This is a genomic window from Spirosoma montaniterrae (assembly GCF_001988955.1).
Taxonomy (GTDB): Bacteria; Bacteroidota; Bacteroidia; order Cytophagales; family Spirosomataceae; genus Spirosoma; species Spirosoma montaniterrae.
In genome coordinates this window covers 3583057-3600036 of the sequence record NZ_CP014263.1, presented here as the reverse complement: position 1 = coordinate 3600036, position 16980 = coordinate 3583057, and the positions used below count along the sequence as shown (strand labels likewise).

13 protein-coding genes are annotated in these 16980 nt (G+C 52.4%); 8 read left to right on the top strand and 5 right to left on the bottom strand.

Annotated features, from left to right (window positions below):
- Positions 1 to 81 precede the first annotated feature (81 nt).
- Positions 82 to 1086 carry a YpdA family putative bacillithiol disulfide reductase gene (locus AWR27_RS15590; protein ID WP_077132020.1) on the bottom strand — a complete coding sequence of 335 codons (1005 nt, stop codon included), beginning with the start codon at positions 1084 to 1086 and terminating at the stop codon, positions 82 to 84.
- 78 nt (positions 1087 to 1164) lie between these two features.
- Complete coding sequence (locus tag AWR27_RS15585) at positions 1165 to 5784, bottom strand: SdrD B-like domain-containing protein (protein ID WP_077132019.1); 4620 nt, start codon at positions 5782 to 5784, stop codon at positions 1165 to 1167.
- A 196-nt stretch (positions 5785 to 5980) separates the two neighbouring features.
- Between AWR27_RS15585 and priA the strand changes: the two genes are divergently transcribed.
- From priA to AWR27_RS15570, 3 genes are read left to right on the top strand one after another with little or no spacing between them, the layout of a single operon-like run.
- Positions 5981 to 8527, top strand: coding sequence for a replication restart helicase PriA (gene priA, locus AWR27_RS15580; protein ID WP_077132018.1), 2547 nt, complete (start codon positions 5981 to 5983; stop codon positions 8525 to 8527).
- A 43-nt stretch (positions 8528 to 8570) separates the two neighbouring features.
- Positions 8571 to 8798 carry a DUF433 domain-containing protein gene (locus tag AWR27_RS15575; RefSeq protein ID WP_077132017.1) on the top strand — a complete coding sequence of 76 codons (228 nt, stop codon included), beginning with the start codon at positions 8571 to 8573 and terminating at the stop codon, positions 8796 to 8798.
- Positions 8782 to 9183, top strand: a complete 402-nt coding sequence (locus tag AWR27_RS15570; RefSeq protein ID WP_077132016.1) for a hypothetical protein — start codon at positions 8782 to 8784, stop codon at positions 9181 to 9183. The genes AWR27_RS15575 and AWR27_RS15570 overlap by 17 nt, the downstream gene beginning before the upstream one ends.
- 59 nt (positions 9184 to 9242) lie before the next feature.
- Here the strand turns inward: AWR27_RS15570 and AWR27_RS15565 are convergent, their stop codons facing one another.
- The 3 genes from AWR27_RS15565 to AWR27_RS15555 form a co-directional block, all read right to left on the bottom strand.
- A complete protein-coding gene (locus tag AWR27_RS15565) occupies positions 9243 to 9647 on the bottom strand; it encodes a type II toxin-antitoxin system death-on-curing family toxin (RefSeq protein ID WP_077132015.1) in 405 nt (134 codons plus the stop codon).
- Entirely contained in the window at positions 9644 to 9835 is a 192-nt protein-coding gene (locus tag AWR27_RS15560; protein WP_077132014.1) for a hypothetical protein, read from the bottom strand. The genes AWR27_RS15565 and AWR27_RS15560 overlap by 4 nt, the downstream gene beginning before the upstream one ends.
- 81 nt (positions 9836 to 9916) lie before the next feature.
- Positions 9917 to 12448 (bottom strand): TonB-dependent receptor, encoded by a 2532-nt coding sequence (locus AWR27_RS15555; RefSeq protein WP_232325847.1) that lies wholly within the window; start codon positions 12446 to 12448, stop codon positions 9917 to 9919.
- A 239-nt stretch (positions 12449 to 12687) separates the two neighbouring features.
- On the opposite strand from AWR27_RS15555, the gene AWR27_RS15550 reads away from it, so the two are divergent.
- From AWR27_RS15550 to pyk, 5 genes are all read left to right on the top strand, one after another.
- Complete coding sequence (locus AWR27_RS15550) at positions 12688 to 13752, top strand: sensor histidine kinase (protein ID WP_077132013.1); 1065 nt, start codon at positions 12688 to 12690, stop codon at positions 13750 to 13752.
- Between the two features lie 115 nt (positions 13753 to 13867).
- Positions 13868 to 14599, top strand: a complete 732-nt coding sequence (locus tag AWR27_RS15545; protein WP_077132012.1) for a LytR/AlgR family response regulator transcription factor — start codon at positions 13868 to 13870, stop codon at positions 14597 to 14599.
- Positions 14600 to 14660: 61 nt separating this feature from the next.
- Positions 14661 to 14921: a type II toxin-antitoxin system RelE family toxin gene (locus AWR27_RS15540; protein ID WP_077132011.1), complete on the top strand. Its 261-nt coding sequence runs from the start codon at positions 14661 to 14663 to the stop codon at positions 14919 to 14921.
- Entirely contained in the window at positions 14918 to 15127 is a 210-nt protein-coding gene (locus AWR27_RS15535; RefSeq protein WP_077132010.1) for a prevent-host-death family protein, read from the top strand. Before AWR27_RS15540 ends, AWR27_RS15535 begins: the two co-directional genes overlap by 4 nt.
- A gap of 234 nt (positions 15128 to 15361) precedes the next feature.
- Positions 15362 to 16798, top strand: coding sequence for a pyruvate kinase (gene pyk / locus AWR27_RS15530; RefSeq protein ID WP_077132009.1), 1437 nt, complete (start codon positions 15362 to 15364; stop codon positions 16796 to 16798).
- Positions 16799 to 16980: the final 182 nt, after the last annotated feature.

Below are 16980 nucleotides of genomic sequence, written 5' to 3'. Positions count from 1 at the left end.
AACTGCATCTGCCGCGAAGATAAGCCTGAATGCGTGGAAACAAACCTAACGAAGACCGGGACTGTGGAATGAAGATAGAAATCAAATACGCTCGATCAATTCCGCCACTTTATGCACTTCACGGCCCATAATATGGTCGAGGATGGCCTGCGCATGTTCGCGACCGTTTTCGATGAATACCTTTTCCGTGAAAATACCCGCCATAACAGTGCCGCAGACGTAGAGGCCCGGTACGTTCGTTTCAAACGTTTCTTTGTCATACACCGGTACCTGCGTATTGGGGTCGAGGTCAATGCCGCACCGGCGCAACAGGTCGGCATCGGGAATATATCCCGTCAGTACCAGCACAAAATCGGCTGGGAGTTGCTCTTCTTCGCCCGTTTTCAGGTTATTGATCGTTACCGATTTCTCGCTAATCTGCGTTACTACCGAGTCGAAGCGAGTGTGTATTTTGCCTTCTTTGACGCGATTTTTTACGTCGGGAACCAGCCAGTATTTCACGGTTTTGCGGAAATCGTCGCCCCGATGAACAATTGTGATGTTGACGTCGTGGCGGTAGAGTTCCAGCGCAGCTTCGACTGTTGAGTTCGAGCCACCGATGATGACCACATTGGTGAACGAATACTTGAACGGTTCATCATAATAATGCGACACGTGCGGCAGGTCTTCGCCGGGAATGCCAAGCCAGCGCGGCAGGGTAAAATAACCCGTTGCCATAATTACTTTACGGGCCTGATACTGTTCGCCCGCAGTGGTCGATACCGTAAACAGGTCGTCGTTTTTGGTAACGTCCCGGACCTGCTGAAACAACTTGAAATTCAGATGATAATACGCGGCTGCTTTTCGGTAGTATTGCAGAGCTTCGTCGCGTCCGGCTTTCACGCCCGAAATTGGAAAGGGCAGGCCACCAATCTCGATGTTTTCGGCGGTGCTGAAAAAGCGCATCCGGCGCGGATACTGCCGAATCGATTCGGTCAGGCTCCCCATTTCCAGAATCAAATGACTCAGTCCGGCTTTGGTGGCTTCAATACCGGCTGCCAGTCCGCAGGGGCCACCACCCACAATAATAACGTCGTAGATCTGCATGATGGAATAACACAGAAAAAGCCCCCAAAGGTTGCGCCAGTGGGGGCCATTTATGTTTTTAAACTACGGGTTAGGCCGTTATCGAATTCGCGCAACAGTGGTTGGCAGGCAAACGGGCTTCGGACACTGGCAGTCGGTTTCTAACGACACCACATAGTCTTCCGAACAGCCCAGCGAATTGCTTACCCGAACCACGTAAGTTCCCTGCGGCACTTCGGTAGTCAGAATGCCACCTGCCGGTACAAAAGCCGGTTCAGCCGGTGTAGGCTGACCCGACGAGAAATCGCTGCCAACTACATACTGATAGCTGAACTGCGATAGATCGACTCCTGGTTTTGCCAGCAGACTAAGCTGCCCGTTGGTTAGCGAGACCATACCCGAACAGGTGGGTGCCACGGCAGTCAGCGAAATACCGACGGATGTAGGCGTTGGTAGTACGGCCACCTGCCCCGATTCGCTCATGGTTGTGCCGCCCACTCCGCTAATGGTGCAGGTAGCCGTATAAGTGAGTGCCGACGAACTGATGATACCGCTCAAGGCTGTGGCACTTACAGTAAGCACCGGCCCGGTGTCGCCCGTGTTCCAACTTACTGAGCCAGAGCAGCCTACCGCCGACAGACTTGCCGTTTGCCCGTCGCAAACCGCCGTACTAACCACAGTGATCTGCCCCGGTAGTGGCACAAGACCACAATCGACCGTTCGGTTAGGCCGGACGGCGTCGGTCAGGGCCAGCGTAATTTCGTCAGAATAGCCCGTTGTTACGTCAGCGTTACTGTCGGCTGTCGTACTGCTTGTGGCAAAAGGCTGGCTAATCGAGCAACTTGCTGGTACGGAACTCGGCAGGAAACGCACCTGATACGTACCCGGCGGCAGATCGCTGAACAGGTAGAATCCGGCTCCGTCGGTGGTGGTCGTACTGGCAACGGTAGTGGAGCGAATACCGCCGATAACTGTATAGAGTTCGACCGTAAAATCCGGTACGCCGGGTTCGTCACTGTCCTGCACACCGTTGCCGTTGAGGTCTTTCCAGACGCGGTCGCCCAGACCCAGCCGAGGTTCGGTAAAGCAGGCAGGCGTAGGATCGGGGTAGAAGACGGCTGTCTCCGAGGTGGGGTTAACCGTTACGCTGAACGCCACGCGTGGGCGCAGGTTATCCTCTTCTTTCACCCACTCGCCATTCTCAAACTTCCAGCCCGGCCAGTCGGTTGGGTTGCCCTGCGCGTCGATGGCTGCACCCGGATAGAGCAACGTTCCCGACAGTGGCTGATCGGTCAGCGTTTCAATGACTGAGTCATCAATTACTTTTTTCAGCGTAATACTTGTGGTGGTGGCGGTGAAATTAACCGGTGTAACGCTGTAGGTAATGTAGGGAACGTCTTTTACGCAAATCGACTGAACATCAACCCGAAGGCTTCGAACCGGCGTTGCCGTTACGCTTACGGTGGTAGTGGCCGTACAGCCCAGACCGCTGGTACAGGTGGCCGAATACACGTTTTCGCCAACAATGGGCTGAACAATAGGGCCTTCCGATAGTACCAGCGTGCCCGATTCACAACCGACCGCCGTCAATGTCACGCTCGTGCCTACCTCAACCGTGCCGCTCGGCGTGGCTGTCAGCGTTAGTGATGCGACCGACGTTTGCGATTCAACCAGCGCGGTGGCCGTTGTGGTCGAAGATGGACAGTTGACATCGTCTACGGTTAGGGTGTAGGTACCGGGTTGGTCGGTTATTGCGGTTTGGCCTGTTGCACTGAAATTGCCAGGACCGGTCCAGACGTAGCTATAAACCGAAGGGTCGGGCACGTCGGAGCCGTCTTTGTAAGTAGCCTTGCCTGTCATCGTTACAGATGTAAGAGCGCAGGTGAGTGTGCCGCCCGTAGCCGTGGCCGAGATGCCGGGTTGAATCACAATTTCGGTTTCTGCCGACTGTCGGCAATTTGGGTCTTCGGGAATGGGCAGTACAATGGCGTATACATACTGTTTTAGCGGATTGGCCGTAGCGTTGAGCGTATTGATTACCGGATTGCGCAGTACGGCCCGTTTAACAGAATCGGCAGTGGCCGACGTAGACAGCACGGTTGTTGAAACGGCTGAACTGGAGATGGCGGTGGCCGATACTGTGCCGAGAACGGTGCCCCCGCTGTACATCGCCGTACCCGACTGTGGGCTGCTGAACAGCACAAACTGCACCTGATCGGTGCGGCTCAGGTGCAACCCTTCTACTACAATCGAATCAATTTCAGCTCCCGAGCAAACATCGATAACTTCTTTTTGCGGAGCCAGCATGGGGCAGGAATACATCGATAAATCGAAAATAAACTCGTTCTGCCCGGCATCGCCCGTCACTACATTGATTACCGCCGATGAGCCTTCGATGATACCTTTGGAGTTACGCAGTTCGGGCGTGTCGAGAGTGCCTGTTCGGAAAGCGGGCGAAATCGAGTACGACCGCTGCACCTGCGAAGCTGCTGCCACCCGCCCATTGGCAGTTGATCGGGCGTTGCCACCGCCACCGCCCTGATTGAGGGGCCGGGTGCCATTCAGTGTGATGTCTAACAGGGGCAACTGATCGAGCGGCATGCGCACCTGATAGGTGTGGTTAAACTTCAATCCATCTGGCACGTTACTGCTGTTGAAGTAGTATAGCCCGCCGTTTTGCGTAGTTGTAGTAGCAATCTGAACGCCACCATTTGCCATGTCGTGGAGCGTCAGCACAATACCATCGACACCGGGTTCGTAGGCATCCTGAATGCCATCGCGGTTGTCGTCGAACCAGATACGGTTGCCGATCTCAATGGTGGGCAGGTCGCAGAGGGCTTTGTTATCGCCCAGACCCGCAGCCTTGCCGAAGGTGCCAGGGTTCTCGTAGGTGTACAGGACGAAGTTCCGGTTTGTTTTGCCGGTACGATTGTCGAACACTTTAACGCCACCCGATTTAAAAATATCGGTGATCGGATCAAACGCAGATGTAATAACTTCGTTATACCCTGGAATAAGGGTTAAAGCACCGTTAGTGACTTCGGCGTGAGCCACCCGGCTGAAAAACAGCCAGTTATCCTGGCCGTAGAATTCGCCACCCTGCCCGTTGGCGTTTACCGGTCCTTCGTTGTTGTCTACGCCACTGCCGGTACGATTGCCTGCTGTTCCGTTTTTCTCCAGTTCAAAGGTGCCGTTGTTGTTGTTGGCCCGAAGCAGATCGCCCCCCGTAAAGCCGTCGTACAGGCCGTTGCCGCTGGGGTCGTGGTTCTCGTTGCCCGACATGGCTCCGAAGCGATCCAAAAAGCCGATGAGCATGGAACCGTCGTCGTCAAATTCAATATCGGTAACAATGGGCTGTGGATACATCACAAACCGGGGTTCATTGCCCTCACCGCAGGCAGCAGGCCACGCGTCGGTCCAGGGTAGCCAGCGGTCATACTGAATACAGGTGCCGGTAAGATCGGCAGGGCCGCGCCGGAAATCGAGCGGGAACGACAAAACCGTTTCAAACGTGGGCGAAACGGCTTTCGGATCAAGCCGATAGATGGTAACGCTCAGGTCGCTCTGCTGCTGCGAGGTTTCTGCCGAACACACTACGCCGATGTAGAGTTTGCCCCGGTACGTTTTGAGTGCCCAGGGCCGGAAATCACCGTTCGAGCAGCCCGGATTGGGAATGTCCCACGTCGTAACGGCACTGGCTAAGGTCGGCACCTGCGCCGGTGAACCAACAGCGAGCGCGTATAACTTGCGGTCGAAAAGGTTGACGAAGTACATCGTTTTGTCGTCCTCCGCCATATCGACTCCTCCGTAACTGACTTTTCCTACTGCTGTGAAACTATCAGGGTCGGTGCTGGCCTGGGTTTTGTCGCCAAACAGATTCGCCAGTGGGTTGGTGCGCGAAACGTCGCCCACATTGACGCCAATACTGGCTAAATCGGCAGTCGTCATAAAGGTCGTTGTTGCGCCAGATTCTACGTTGGTGGCATAAATACCGCCAACGCCCCCCGGCCCAAACGACGCGTGTCGCTTGACAGTGGCGAAGCTAAACAGCGTTTTCGACCGTCGCTGGAAAGCCAACCCCCATATCGCACCAACCTCACCTGCATAGGCATAGTGCTGAGGCATTGGGCCTGATGAACCAGCTACTCCCGTTGCATTGTAAGGAAATGCAACTAATGCGTCGCCTTTGGCAGCCTGTTTGCTTTCCGGAACTGGATTCCCGTCTTTATCGGTAGTAATCAGCGCATTACCGTTTACGTAGCATGGCGTAGCCAGCAATATATTTGTCTTTTGGCAATAGTCAGATGGGTAATTGATGCCCGCACTTACGTTGGTGGTCGATGTGCCTGCCGTAACAAACTGCACCGTCGTTCCGTTGTTTATGCCGTTGGGACCGTTGTAGTCGCCGGGTAAAAAACTGGTGAACTCAACGCGCACGGGTTTGCCGCTCGGAATGTCGGCACTGCTGAACGCATATTTCCCCTCGGCATCGGTTGTGGCCGACAGGGGCGTTGTGTTCAAATCGACGAAAGCTCTGACCAGCACACCGCTTACGCCCATCTCAATAGGTAATGTATCGGAGCGAATGCCGTTATTGTCGAAGTCTCGGAAAACGACTCCGCTAACCTGAGCGCGTGTGGTAATTGAACCCGCAGCAATAAGCAGGACAATCGCGAGCCAGCGTCCAATGAAGGCTCGAAGTGGATAAAATTGTTGCATGAGAGAGGCTGTTTTTGGTACAAAATGGTTCAGAAACGCTCAAAAGGGCCGTTAACTTATTTTTCATGGTTGGCTCGGTAGTCGATTAAATAAGTAGATAAATCCTGTTGAGCGCGGCTGCTTGCGTTGAAAATGCACCAGCCTACTTGACAAAATCCTTGCCATCGAAGCGACTATTTCTCTGTATATTTACTGGATGGACAATTTTCAAATAAAAGAACCCTCATCTGATCCTATTTTTCATTCTTTTGACAAAGAAGAGGTTACATTATTTGCCGACCTAATTTTGCCTATTCCGGTGCCAAGAATGTTTACTTACCGGATACCGCGTGGCATGGCCGAAATTGTCAAAATTGGTGCCAGAGTGATTGTTCCGTTTGGGAAGCGAAATAGCCGGGTTATGACGGCTATTGTAGCGAATTTACACAACTCGCCACCCGTAAATTATCAGGCGAGGTACGTTACTGAATTGCTTGATGAGTATCCATTAGTTAATAATAGCCAACTGGAGCTTTTCCGTTGGATGGCCGACTATTACATGTGTTGCATCGGCGACGTGATGAACGTTGCGCTACCCTCCGGTCTGAAAATTTCGAGTCAGTCGAAAGTACAATACAACCCCGATTTCGATTATCCTGAATTGCTTACCGAACAGGAAGTTTTGCTGCTGGCAGAACTAAAAAAACAATCTGCCCTAACGTATGACGAACTGGCCCGGCTGGCTGGTGAGACCACAAACATAGCCGCCCTCATTAAGTCGCTGGTGGGCAAGAAAGCAATTATTGTCTTTGAGGAGGTGCGCGAAAAGTACGTACCAAAGATGATTCGTAAACTTCGGCTGCATCGCACCTACGAAGAGCGCGAACAACTGCTGATGCTGTTGAAACGGCTCGAAAAGCTACCGAAACAGCAGGAGGTCGTGATGCGGTATTTGCGTCACGTACCGGTGCAGGTGAACCCTGCGCTTAATCAAAAAGGGCTGGATAAGAGCATTTTAAATCAGGACGACGCGTTGTCGCAATCGTCGCTGCAAACGCTGGTAAAGAATGCTGTCTTTGAGTCGTTCGAGGTAATTCAGCCGCGTTTTTCGGATAGCAATTCAGGCGCACAGCCGGAGATAAAACTCACCGAACATCAACAACGGGCTGCCGATGAGATCATGGCACAGTTTGCCGAGCAAAATACGGTGTTATTGCACGGCGTGACGGGCAGCGGCAAAACGGAAGTGTACATCCATCTGATTCAACAGGCTCTGGCGAGTGGTTCGCAGGTGCTGTATCTGCTCCCCGAAATCGCCCTGACAACCCAAATTGTAGTGCGATTACAGCGTGTATTCGGCGATAAGATGGGGATCTACCACTCCAAATTCTCCGACAACGAGCGGGTAGAAGTCTGGAAAGGGGTGGTGTCGGGGCAGTATCAATTTGTGGTGGGTGTGCGGTCGGCGGTGTTTCTGCCGTTCGATAATCTGGGGTTAATCATTGTTGATGAGGAGCACGAAACGAGTTACAAACAACACGACCCGGCTCCCCGCTACCATGCCCGCGACGTGGCCCTGATGATTGGACACTGGCAACAGGCCAAAGTGTTACTGGGTTCGGCCACGCCTTCACTTGAGAGCTATTTTCTGGCAAAACAACGCCGATACGGGTTAGTTGAACTACACCACCGCTTTGGTGATGCCACGTTACCTACAATTTTATTAGTAGACGTAAAACGTGAAAAACGACAGAAGACGATGAAAAGCGAATTTTCATCGGCTCTGCACGACGCGTTGGCCGAGAACATAGAGCGGAAAGAGCAAAGCATTCTGTTTCAGAACCGGCGCGGCTATTCGCCCTACATGCAATGCGAAGACTGCGACTGGACGGCAGAGTGTCTGAACTGCGCCGTTAGTCTGACGTACCATCAGCGCGACGCCGAACTGCGCTGCCACTACTGCGGTCATAAAGAAGAAGTGCCGCGCACCTGCCCCACCTGCGGCTCTACGAAAGTGAAAACCATTGGTTTCGGCACCGAAAAACTCGAAGACCAGCTCCAGATTTTTTTTCCCGGCTCGCGGGTGCTACGCATGGACCTCGATACTACCCGCGCTAAAGACGCCTATGGTCAGATTATTCGTGAATTTGAGCGTGGGGGCGTCGATATTCTCGTCGGTACGCAGATGATTACCAAAGGGCTGGATTTCGATAACGTGTCGCTCGTCGGTATTTTCGATGCCGACCGGATGATTCGCTTTCCCGATTTTCGGGCGACTGAGCGAGCTTTTCAGATGTTGACGCAGGTGAGCGGTCGGGCTGGTCGGCGGGCTGGGCGGCAGGGAACCGTGCTGATTCAGACGGCCAATCCAGACCAGAGTATTCTCCAGAAAGTTATCCAGAACGATTACCGGGGGCTATACAACGAAGAAATTCAGGAACGGCAGGATTTTAACTACCCGCCGTTTTCGCGACTTATCAAGCTGACTGTGCGGCACATGGACAAACACACGAGCCAACGAGCCGCCGAACGCCTTGCCGCCGACCTCACCCAAACCCTCGGCCCCACCCGCGTACTTGGCCCCGAACAACCGCTGGTAGAGCGCATTCGCAACCAGTTTCTGTTCGATATTCTCATCAAACTCGAACGCGACAAGGTGAATGTGAAAGCCGTAAAAGCCTATATCCGGGAACGCATTAACGACATTTTAACCGACAAGGGTCTGCGGCAGGTCAGCATCATTGCCGACGTTGATTGTTTGTGAGTGGTTGGGTAAAAGCAATTATCTTTACTGTAAATTTCAGCGTATGCGCTCATCTATCATTCATCGGGACCCTGATATTTTGAACGGAGAGCCGGTTTTTCGGGGAACGCGCGTTCCGGTACAGGTGCTTTTCGATTACCTTCAATATAGTACAATTGACGAGTTTCTGATTGGTTATCCGCATATCGACCGCGCTATGGTTAACGAAGTACTCACAGTAGCTGCCAATCAGTTAACCCGCCGACGCGCTCGCCATGAACGTACTGCTTGACGAGCAAATCGACGTGCGTATGAAGTTGGCATTGCAGGAATTTTCGGCCTGTACAGTTCAGGACAAAGGCTGGCTTGGGGTCAAAAACGGCGTACTGCGCGAGCGTCTGAACCAGGAAGGCTTCCGCTTTTTCATAACCGCCGACAAGAACATACCTTTTCAGCAGAACCTGACTCTAACGAATTTTACAATCATATTACTCGATACGCCAACGCTGCTTTGGCCACACCAACAACAGTTTATTCCAAAACTAACAACATTGCTTACACTCCCTCCTGAGACACTTGTCAAAATTGTCCATATTAGCGTCGAGGGGTTGAGCAGGGGCAAGAAAATAGCGTCACTAAAAATCTTGCTGGAACCCGAACAAATTTTATTTCTCTGACCGACAAGGGTCTGCGCCAGGTTAGCATCGTGGCCGACGTCGATTGTTTGTGAGAAGCTCTACGCGAACGGCACTACATTGGCCGCAAACCACTCGCGGCACTCGTCTAAGCTGGACTGACCAGAGGCCACTATCAAAATGAAATCATACAGATCGTCTTTGGGCAATTCCCGGCTTATCCGGTGGCCGTTTAGCTTCAGAAAAGCAAGCGCAGCTTCCAGTCCGGTCCGTTTGTTGCCATCGGAGAAGATGTGATTGCAGATGATGTTGTAGCAGTACACAGCCGCTTTGTCCGTAATGGTTGGGTAAAGCGGTTCATCAAACATGTCGGCCTGAACGGCTTCAAGCAGATAATCTAAATTTTCCTCGTGTAGAAAATTATAGGGCGGCATGAAATTACCGCCGTGTTCGGCTACTGTTCGCTGATTGATATACGTAATATCTTCTTTGTCAAGATATGTCATGCCAACGCTCTGAATACGTCTTCGTATTCAGCAAAATCTTCGTTCACAATTTGCTCAAGTCGCTGCCGTTTTGCGCGTTTCAATTCCTCGGTAATCTCGCGCAAGAGTGTTTTCACAAAGTCTGGCTCATTGACTGCCAATTGCTTTAATGACCTGCTGAGTTGTTCTTTATCAATCGTCGCTTCCATTGCCTTGCTGGTTTGTGCCGTTGCAAATGTATCGGTTAATCCGGTAAACGTAGCACCATTGCCGAAAGTGCGGAAGTTGACCTACAGTCGCCCTTTCTCGTCTTCCAGCCCGGTTTTGCGCTGGCGGGCAGCTTTGATTTGTTTGCTGCCAAAAGTATAGGTGAAATTCACGCGCATCTGCCGGCTTTCCCAGCCCCCGCTGGCGTCCATGTACAGCCCGCCGAACCGGCTGATGCCCCGCCATTGCTGGCTATTGAACGGGTCCGATACGGTAAGCACCAGCGTGCCACGCTCGGCCAGAACCTTGCGTTGCAGCCCGATGCTGCTGCCCCAGAAACGCTGGTTCCGAAAGGTGCCGCCCCAGATAGATGGCGATGTATAGAAGGCCGAAACTTCCAGGTTCCACTGGCGCGGCAGTGTAATCGTATGTTGCATGTACAAGCTTAATACATTGGCTGTCAGGCCGATTTGTCTGCCTTCGCCGAAGTTGGCGCGGTTGGTTGAGCGGTACGCGCTCACGTTCATGAACACATTCCACCACGTTGCCAGGCTGAACGGGTAACTGGCATTGACCGACACCACCCGTTGCCGGGCCAGGTTGAGCGTGGTGATGTAATTGCGCGGTTGGCCGTCGCGCTCGGTCGTGTCCGTAATTTCAGTGAAGAAATCCTGCGTGTCGCTGTAGCTTAGCGAAGTGGTCAGTTTGTATTTGTAGGTGTGCGCGAGTTGAACGGTGTTGGTGTACTGCGGGCGCAGAAAGGCGTTCCCTTTCTGGTAGGTCAACTCATCGAGTTTCGACTCAAACGGGTTGAGGCTCTGATACGTAGGCCGGTCGATTCGGCGGCTGAACGTCAGCGAGAGCGTGCTGTGCTGGGTGCGGTTCCAGGTCAGGCCCGCGCTCGGAAAGGCGTTCAGGTATCGGCGTTCTACCCGACTCGTTCCGGCGTACCGGTCGGTCTGCTCAACGGCACTGCTCAGTTCGCCAAGCGAGTACGTTTGTTCGAGCCGCAAGCCAGCCTGATACTGCCATTTGCCCCGCGTTTTCTCGAACGATGCGTAACCTGCGCTGATGTTTTCCGTATACATAAAACGGTTGGTGCGGTCAGGATTCAGCACGGGCTGACCGTTCAGCACGTCGAAGAAATCGAACCCGTTGTCAGTCTGCACCGACGATACTTTAAAACCTGCGCTGAGTTTACCGCCCCACAGCCGCTGCCCATAATCGGCCTTCAGCGTTCGTAACGTAATGTTGGTCAATGTATTCATCTGAAAATTGCGCTCCGACAAGAGTTCGTTGGTAACAGGGTTCAGGTAGCGATTGGGCTGGTAATTATTACCCGCCGACCGAAACCGCCCCAGGTCGGCATCAATCGTCAGTTCGTGGCCCAACGTATCTGCATACCGATAGTTTAGGTTCGCGTTGCCGTTGGCACGGTCGCTCAGGTTGCGGTTATCGGCTATGAGCAGGGTAGTTGCGCCTTCGCCCAGCAAGCCAATGGGGGTTTTGCCCAGCGTATTGTTGGCAGCGTTGCGCAGAGAGCCGTCGAGCAATACGCCCAATGTACTGTTTCGGCCTACGAACCAGTCGGCACCGAGCCGGGCATTATGGCTCACTGACCGCGACCGGGTCTCGCTTTTCTGATCGAAAAAGCTTCCTGATTGCTCCCGATACAGGTTGATAAATAACCAGTCTCGGGCGTTGCGGTGGCTGTACGTAGCAAATAGATTGACTTTTTTTGTACGATTGTTGAGCGATACAGAGCCGTTGTATTTCGGGAAAAAAGCTCCGTGCGCCATGCCCAGTGTTGCGCTGCCGTTGGTGCCGTAGTTTCGGTTTCGTTTGAGTCGAATGTTGATGATACCCGCATTTCCCTGCGCGTCGAAGCGGGCTGAAGGCTGTGTGATAATCTCGATAGCGTCGATGTCGGTGGCTTGCAGGGTGCGCAGATAGGCCGCCAGGTCAGCCGGGCCGAGGGGCGAAGGCTTACCGTCGATAAACACCCGAACGCCATTTTTACCTTGCAGAATGATGTTGTCATTCTGGTCGATCTGCACGCCCGGAGCTTTCTGTAGCAGTTCAATGGCCGAGTTACCTGCGGCTGTAATGCTACTTTCTATATTTAGCACTACTTTGTCGGACTGCACCTCTACCAGCGGTTTTCGTGCTTTTACGCTCACTTCGCTGAGAGAATTTGTGGTCTCACGCAGGATGGCGGGTGGCAGTTTAGTGGCTGCTTCGTTGGTCAGAGCCAGCACCTGCGACCGCCAGGGGGCGTAACCAACTGCCGTCAGAACGACCCGGTAATTGCCGGGCCGAACACCCGCAAACAAATACTGGCCGTTGGCATCAGCTACGGCGGCTTTCGCCAGCGACGAATCGGCGGCATGGTGGAGCGTAGCCGTAGCAAATGGAACGGGTTGCCCTGAAGCCGTAACGACCGTGCCGCTCAGCGTGATGGTTTGGGCGAAGGCAACGTTGGTAAGGAGAAGCAAAAGAGCGAATAGCTTTTTCATGACTTTGGCGAATTGATGGGTCAAAGCTATAGGCGGGTCGGGTGGGGAGCCAGCCGCAATCGGCGAGTGGCCGAAATGGCCGTTGAATGACAGCCGCATTCATTCGGCGACGTATTTGTTCACTCGTCGGAAAAGCCGGAGTTTGACGAACGCAATTAGTTTACTTTGTTACACAGAGATGCACAGATTTATTTTGTTACACAGAGATGCACAGATTTACTTTGTTACACAGAGATGCACAGAGTAGACATGGAGTTTCACAGAGGCCCTTTCCACATATACGTCTCTGTGCATCTCCTTAAACTCTGTGCATCTCTGTGTAACAATTATAGAAGATCATGAACTGGAACCGCACGGCTTTCTGGGGAATTACGTACCGCCAACTCGCGCTGGTGCTGGGTATGTACGCGGCTGCCATACTGCTGTACACCGTGTCACTGACGATCAGCCAGCAAACATGGTCGAAACAATCATTTGGGGCCGATTTTCTGGCGTACTTGCCCCGTAACACGTTTGAATACGGACTGAAACTTTTGCTGACGGCTCCCGTCTGGTATTTGCTGTTTGTGCGGTTGCGATACTGGCCTTTGTTCCACCGTGTACTGCTGCACGTTGTCTTGTTGCCGCTCTTTATAATGGTTTGGCAAAGTACCTATTATGCCATTGCCGATGCGTTTAAACTTGGCCGGCTGCGCGACAGTGCCCAAATTTGGGACACCTACATTGGCGCGTTGTTTTACCTCGTTCAGTTTGGTGTTTTTCATGCCTATGCTTACTACCGCGACTATCAGCAACAGCGTATCCGCGAAGTCGAACTCCGCGAACTGGCCGTAAAAAGTGAACTCTCGGCACTGAAAGCACAGTTAAATCCGCACTTCCTGTACAACGTGTTCAACACGATCAGCGCGACGGTGCCGCCCGCTCAGGAACACACCCGCGAACTGCTGGCCGACCTCGCCGACCTGTTCCGCTATCAGCTTCAGGCATCGCGCACAGATCTGGTAACTGTAGCCGACGAAATAGCCTTCGTCCGTAAATACTTAGACCTCGAAAAAGCCCGCTTCGGCGACCGGCTGCGCGTTTACTTCGACGTATCCGACGACGTTCTGAACCAGCCCATGCCGCCTATGCTGTTGCAACCACTCATTGAAAACTCGGTTCGGCACGGCATTGCTCCGCTCATCGATGGTGGCGACGTGCTGATAAAAATAGACCGACAAAATGGACACCTGGCGGTCGAGGTGGCCGATACGGGCGTGGGATTGAACGGCTCAGCGATTAGCGGTAACGGCGTTGGGCTGGCAAATACCCGGATGCGGCTGTCGAAAATGTACGGCCACGAACTACACATCAGCCCGGTTCAGCCCCACGGACTGCGGGTGCAATTCGAGATACCAGTTTAGAGAAGTTATGACACAGAGATGCACAGAGAACACACAGAGATACACCAAGATATTTTTAAAATAATCCTCCGTGTATCTCCGTGCGTCTTGGTGCATCTCTGTGTCACAAAAACATATGCAGAAAGTAATCATAATTGACGATGAAGCCGCCGGGCGTATGCTGATTCGGCAGTATCTGGAAGCCTACCCAACGCTGATTGTGGTGGGCGAAGCCAACAATGGCGTCGATGCCGTGCGGCTCATCAACGAGTTCCGGCCCGATCTGATTTTCTTAGACGTGCAGATGCCCGGCCTGACGGGGTTCGACGTGCTGAAACACATCGATGAGATTCCGCAGATTATTTTTTCGACTGCCTACGACCAATACGCGCTTCGGGCGTTCGAGGTACATGCGGTCGATTACCTGCTCAAACCCTACACCCGCGACCGCTTTGCGCAGGCCATTCAACGCATAACCGACGGGCGGCAAACCAATCTCCAGAAGATTCAGCCGCTGGCCGAAAGCCTGTTAGCAACCGCCGATTATCCCGAAAAAATTCTGGTGCAAACCGGCAATCGACTCGTTACGGTGGCCGTATCCGATATTCTGCGTATCGAAGCCGAGGGCGACTATGCCACGCTCGTAACAGCAAACGGCAAACACCTGAGCAACTACGGCATCAGCGCACTCGAAGCCAAACTCAACCCGAAGCAGTTTCTGCGCGTACATCGTTCCGATATTATCAACCTGAATTTTGTGCGTGAAATCCAGAAGTACCCATCGAGCTACGACGTCATTCTGCAAAACGGCGACGTCGTGCGTGTCAGCCGGTCGTATATGGACAAGATTCGGGAACTGACGTTTTGATGGAGATTAGTATTTGGCGTACATTTGATTTGATTGTATTTCTATCCACTATTTGCCACGCATGTACGAGTTGTTGTTCACGGAGAAAGCTACCAAAAACCTCAAAAAAATACCGAAGGCAGACGCGAAGCGAATTTTGGTAAAACTTGATGAACTGGCTGCTAATCCGGGCGAAGCGGCCAATGTTAAGCAGTTAATGAATCATCCTATAGCTGGTTTTCGTTTACGAGTTGGTAATTACCAGGTTCTGTTTAGCCGAGAGGATAAATTGCGAATTATCGAAGTGGTTAATGTAGGAAGCAGAAAAGACATATATAGATGACACTGCAAGCTCAAATTATTGAAGAAAATGGCGAACCTAAGTTTGCCGTGCTGCCGTATCAGGCATATCGTACTTTGGCCGATGAGTTGACAGAGTTCGACTCGCTCGAAGACTTTTTCGATTACGTTCAATTGTTAAAAACAAAAGCTGAAACTACCAAATGGCTAACCCGCGATCAGGTTTGGCAGGAGTTGGGATTGCAGTGATAACAGCCGAACTTGTTGCATGATATACTAAACGTTACTGAGGTAAATTTGTGAAGCAGGAGGTTATCATTTCACTCTACACAATACAGGAACTGCTTATCCGGGCAACAATATCCAAGCAGAGCTTAGTTTTGCTTCTGCCCGTAAAATTTCTGCGAATACGCCGGTTTATCTACATGTCCGGTTATTTTTGCAGCGGCCTTCGGCCAATCTGCCCAACTTTTCTGTCCCCTCATGTCCAAGAAAACCAAGATTGTAGCCACCGTTGGTCCGGCTTCTGAGACAAAAGAACAACTGCTGGCTCTGGCCCAGGCTGGCGTCAATGTATTCCGGCTTAATTTCTCGCACGGTACCCACGAAGATCATCTGATGCGGCTCAACCGCATCCGCGAAATCAACGCCGAACATAATCTCAATCTCTGCATTTTGCAGGATTTGCAAGGCCCGAAAATTCGGATTGGCAACGTCGCCGAGAAAGATGGCGTCCTGATTGAAGCCGGTAATACCCTGACGTTCACCAACGACGATATTATTGGCACCGCCGAACGCGTCAGTACACCCTACAAGGATATGTATAAAGACGTGCATCCGGGCGAGCGCATTCTGATGGATGATGGCAAGCTCGAAGTGCGCGTGCTCCGAACAGAGGGTACTGATGTAGTTACTGAAGTGGTGTATGGTGGTTCGATGAAGTCGAAGAAGGGCGTGAACCTGCCTAACACGCGAGTGTCTATGCCCGCCGTGACCGACAAAGACTGGACCGACCTTGAATTTGGCCTGGAAAATGACGTGGAGTGGATCGCCCTCTCGTTTGTGCGCGAAGCGTCAGAGATTCTCGAAATCAAAGAATATATTCGCTCGAAAGGCAAAAAAAGCCGGGTTATCGCCAAAATCGAAAAGCCCGAAGCCATTCAGAATATCGATGAAATCATTACTGCTACCGATGGCCTGATGGTGGCGCGGGGCGACCTCGGCGTTGAACTGCCCGCCGAAGAGGTGCCGATGATTCAGAAAATGCTGGTCGAAAAGTGTAACAAAGCTGCCAAGCCCGTAATTGTGGCAACGCAAATGCTCGAAAGCATGATCGACGCACCCCGGCCCACCCGAGCCGAAATCAATGACATTGCCAACTCGGTACTCGACGGTGCCGACGCCGTGATGCTCAGTGCCGAAACTGCATCGGGCAAATACCCCGTGCTGGCTGTTGATGCGATGGCAAACACCATCCGGCAGGTAGAAACCTTGACCGATAAGATTTATTTCCGCTATCACGCCCACGTCAACGAGCAGCCGAGCGAAAACGTTATCAACGACAACGTGGTGATGAGTGCCTGCCGCCTGGCCCGCGATACAAAGGCGAAGGCTATTATCGGTATTACAAACTCCGGTTACACAGCCGTGCGACTGTCGCACCACCGTCCCAAAGCTGATTTGTACGTGTTCTCGAACGACCCGCAACTGCGCAACACGCTCGGCCTGTACTGGGGTGTTCAGGTGCTGCCTTACGAGCAAAACCCTGAACTGACTATCGACCAGACCGTTGAAGGCATCAAGCAAACGCTGATTACGCAGAAGAAATTAGTATCGGGCGATATTTTTATCAATACGCTGAGTATGCCGCTTACCCAGGACCGCCGTACCAATACGGTGAAACTGAGTTCGGTAGATTAAGTCCGAGCCATCAGAACCAGGATTAGCCGGGATTATCGAGATTAAACAGGATTCTACGCTGCGCTTAGTTGCTTCGTTGGGTTGTTAATCCTGTTTAATCTTGATGGTCCAAGCTACTATTTTGGTTCAGTCGGGCTGTTCGGGACATACGTCCCGAACCTACTACAGCGGACATTCGTCCG

Bases quoted from the DNA above. Each gene is read 5' to 3' on its own strand.
- AWR27_RS15590 (WP_077132020.1), bottom strand. From the start codon at position 1,086: ATGCAGATCTACGACGTTATTATTGTGGGTGGTGGCCCCTGCGGACTG.
- AWR27_RS15585 (WP_077132019.1), bottom strand. From the start codon at position 5,784: ATGCAACAATTTTATCCACTTCGAGCCTTCATTGGACGCTGGCTCGCG.
- priA (WP_077132018.1), top strand. From the start codon at position 5,981: ATGGACAATTTTCAAATAAAAGAACCCTCATCTGATCCTATTTTTCAT.
- AWR27_RS15575 (WP_077132017.1), top strand. From the start codon at position 8,571: ATGCGCTCATCTATCATTCATCGGGACCCTGATATTTTGAACGGAGAG.
- AWR27_RS15570 (WP_077132016.1), top strand. From the start codon at position 8,782: ATGAACGTACTGCTTGACGAGCAAATCGACGTGCGTATGAAGTTGGCA.
- AWR27_RS15565 (WP_077132015.1), bottom strand. From the start codon at position 9,647: ATGACATATCTTGACAAAGAAGATATTACGTATATCAATCAGCGAACA.
- AWR27_RS15560 (WP_077132014.1), bottom strand. From the start codon at position 9,835: ATGGAAGCGACGATTGATAAAGAACAACTCAGCAGGTCATTAAAGCAA.
- AWR27_RS15555 (WP_232325847.1), bottom strand. From the start codon at position 12,448: ATGCGGCTGTCATTCAACGGCCATTTCGGCCACTCGCCGATTGCGGCT.
- AWR27_RS15550 (WP_077132013.1), top strand. From the start codon at position 12,688: ATGAACTGGAACCGCACGGCTTTCTGGGGAATTACGTACCGCCAACTC.
- AWR27_RS15545 (WP_077132012.1), top strand. From the start codon at position 13,868: ATGCAGAAAGTAATCATAATTGACGATGAAGCCGCCGGGCGTATGCTG.
- AWR27_RS15540 (WP_077132011.1), top strand. From the start codon at position 14,661: ATGTACGAGTTGTTGTTCACGGAGAAAGCTACCAAAAACCTCAAAAAA.
- AWR27_RS15535 (WP_077132010.1), top strand. From the start codon at position 14,918: ATGACACTGCAAGCTCAAATTATTGAAGAAAATGGCGAACCTAAGTTT.
- pyk (WP_077132009.1), top strand. From the start codon at position 15,362: ATGTCCAAGAAAACCAAGATTGTAGCCACCGTTGGTCCGGCTTCTGAG.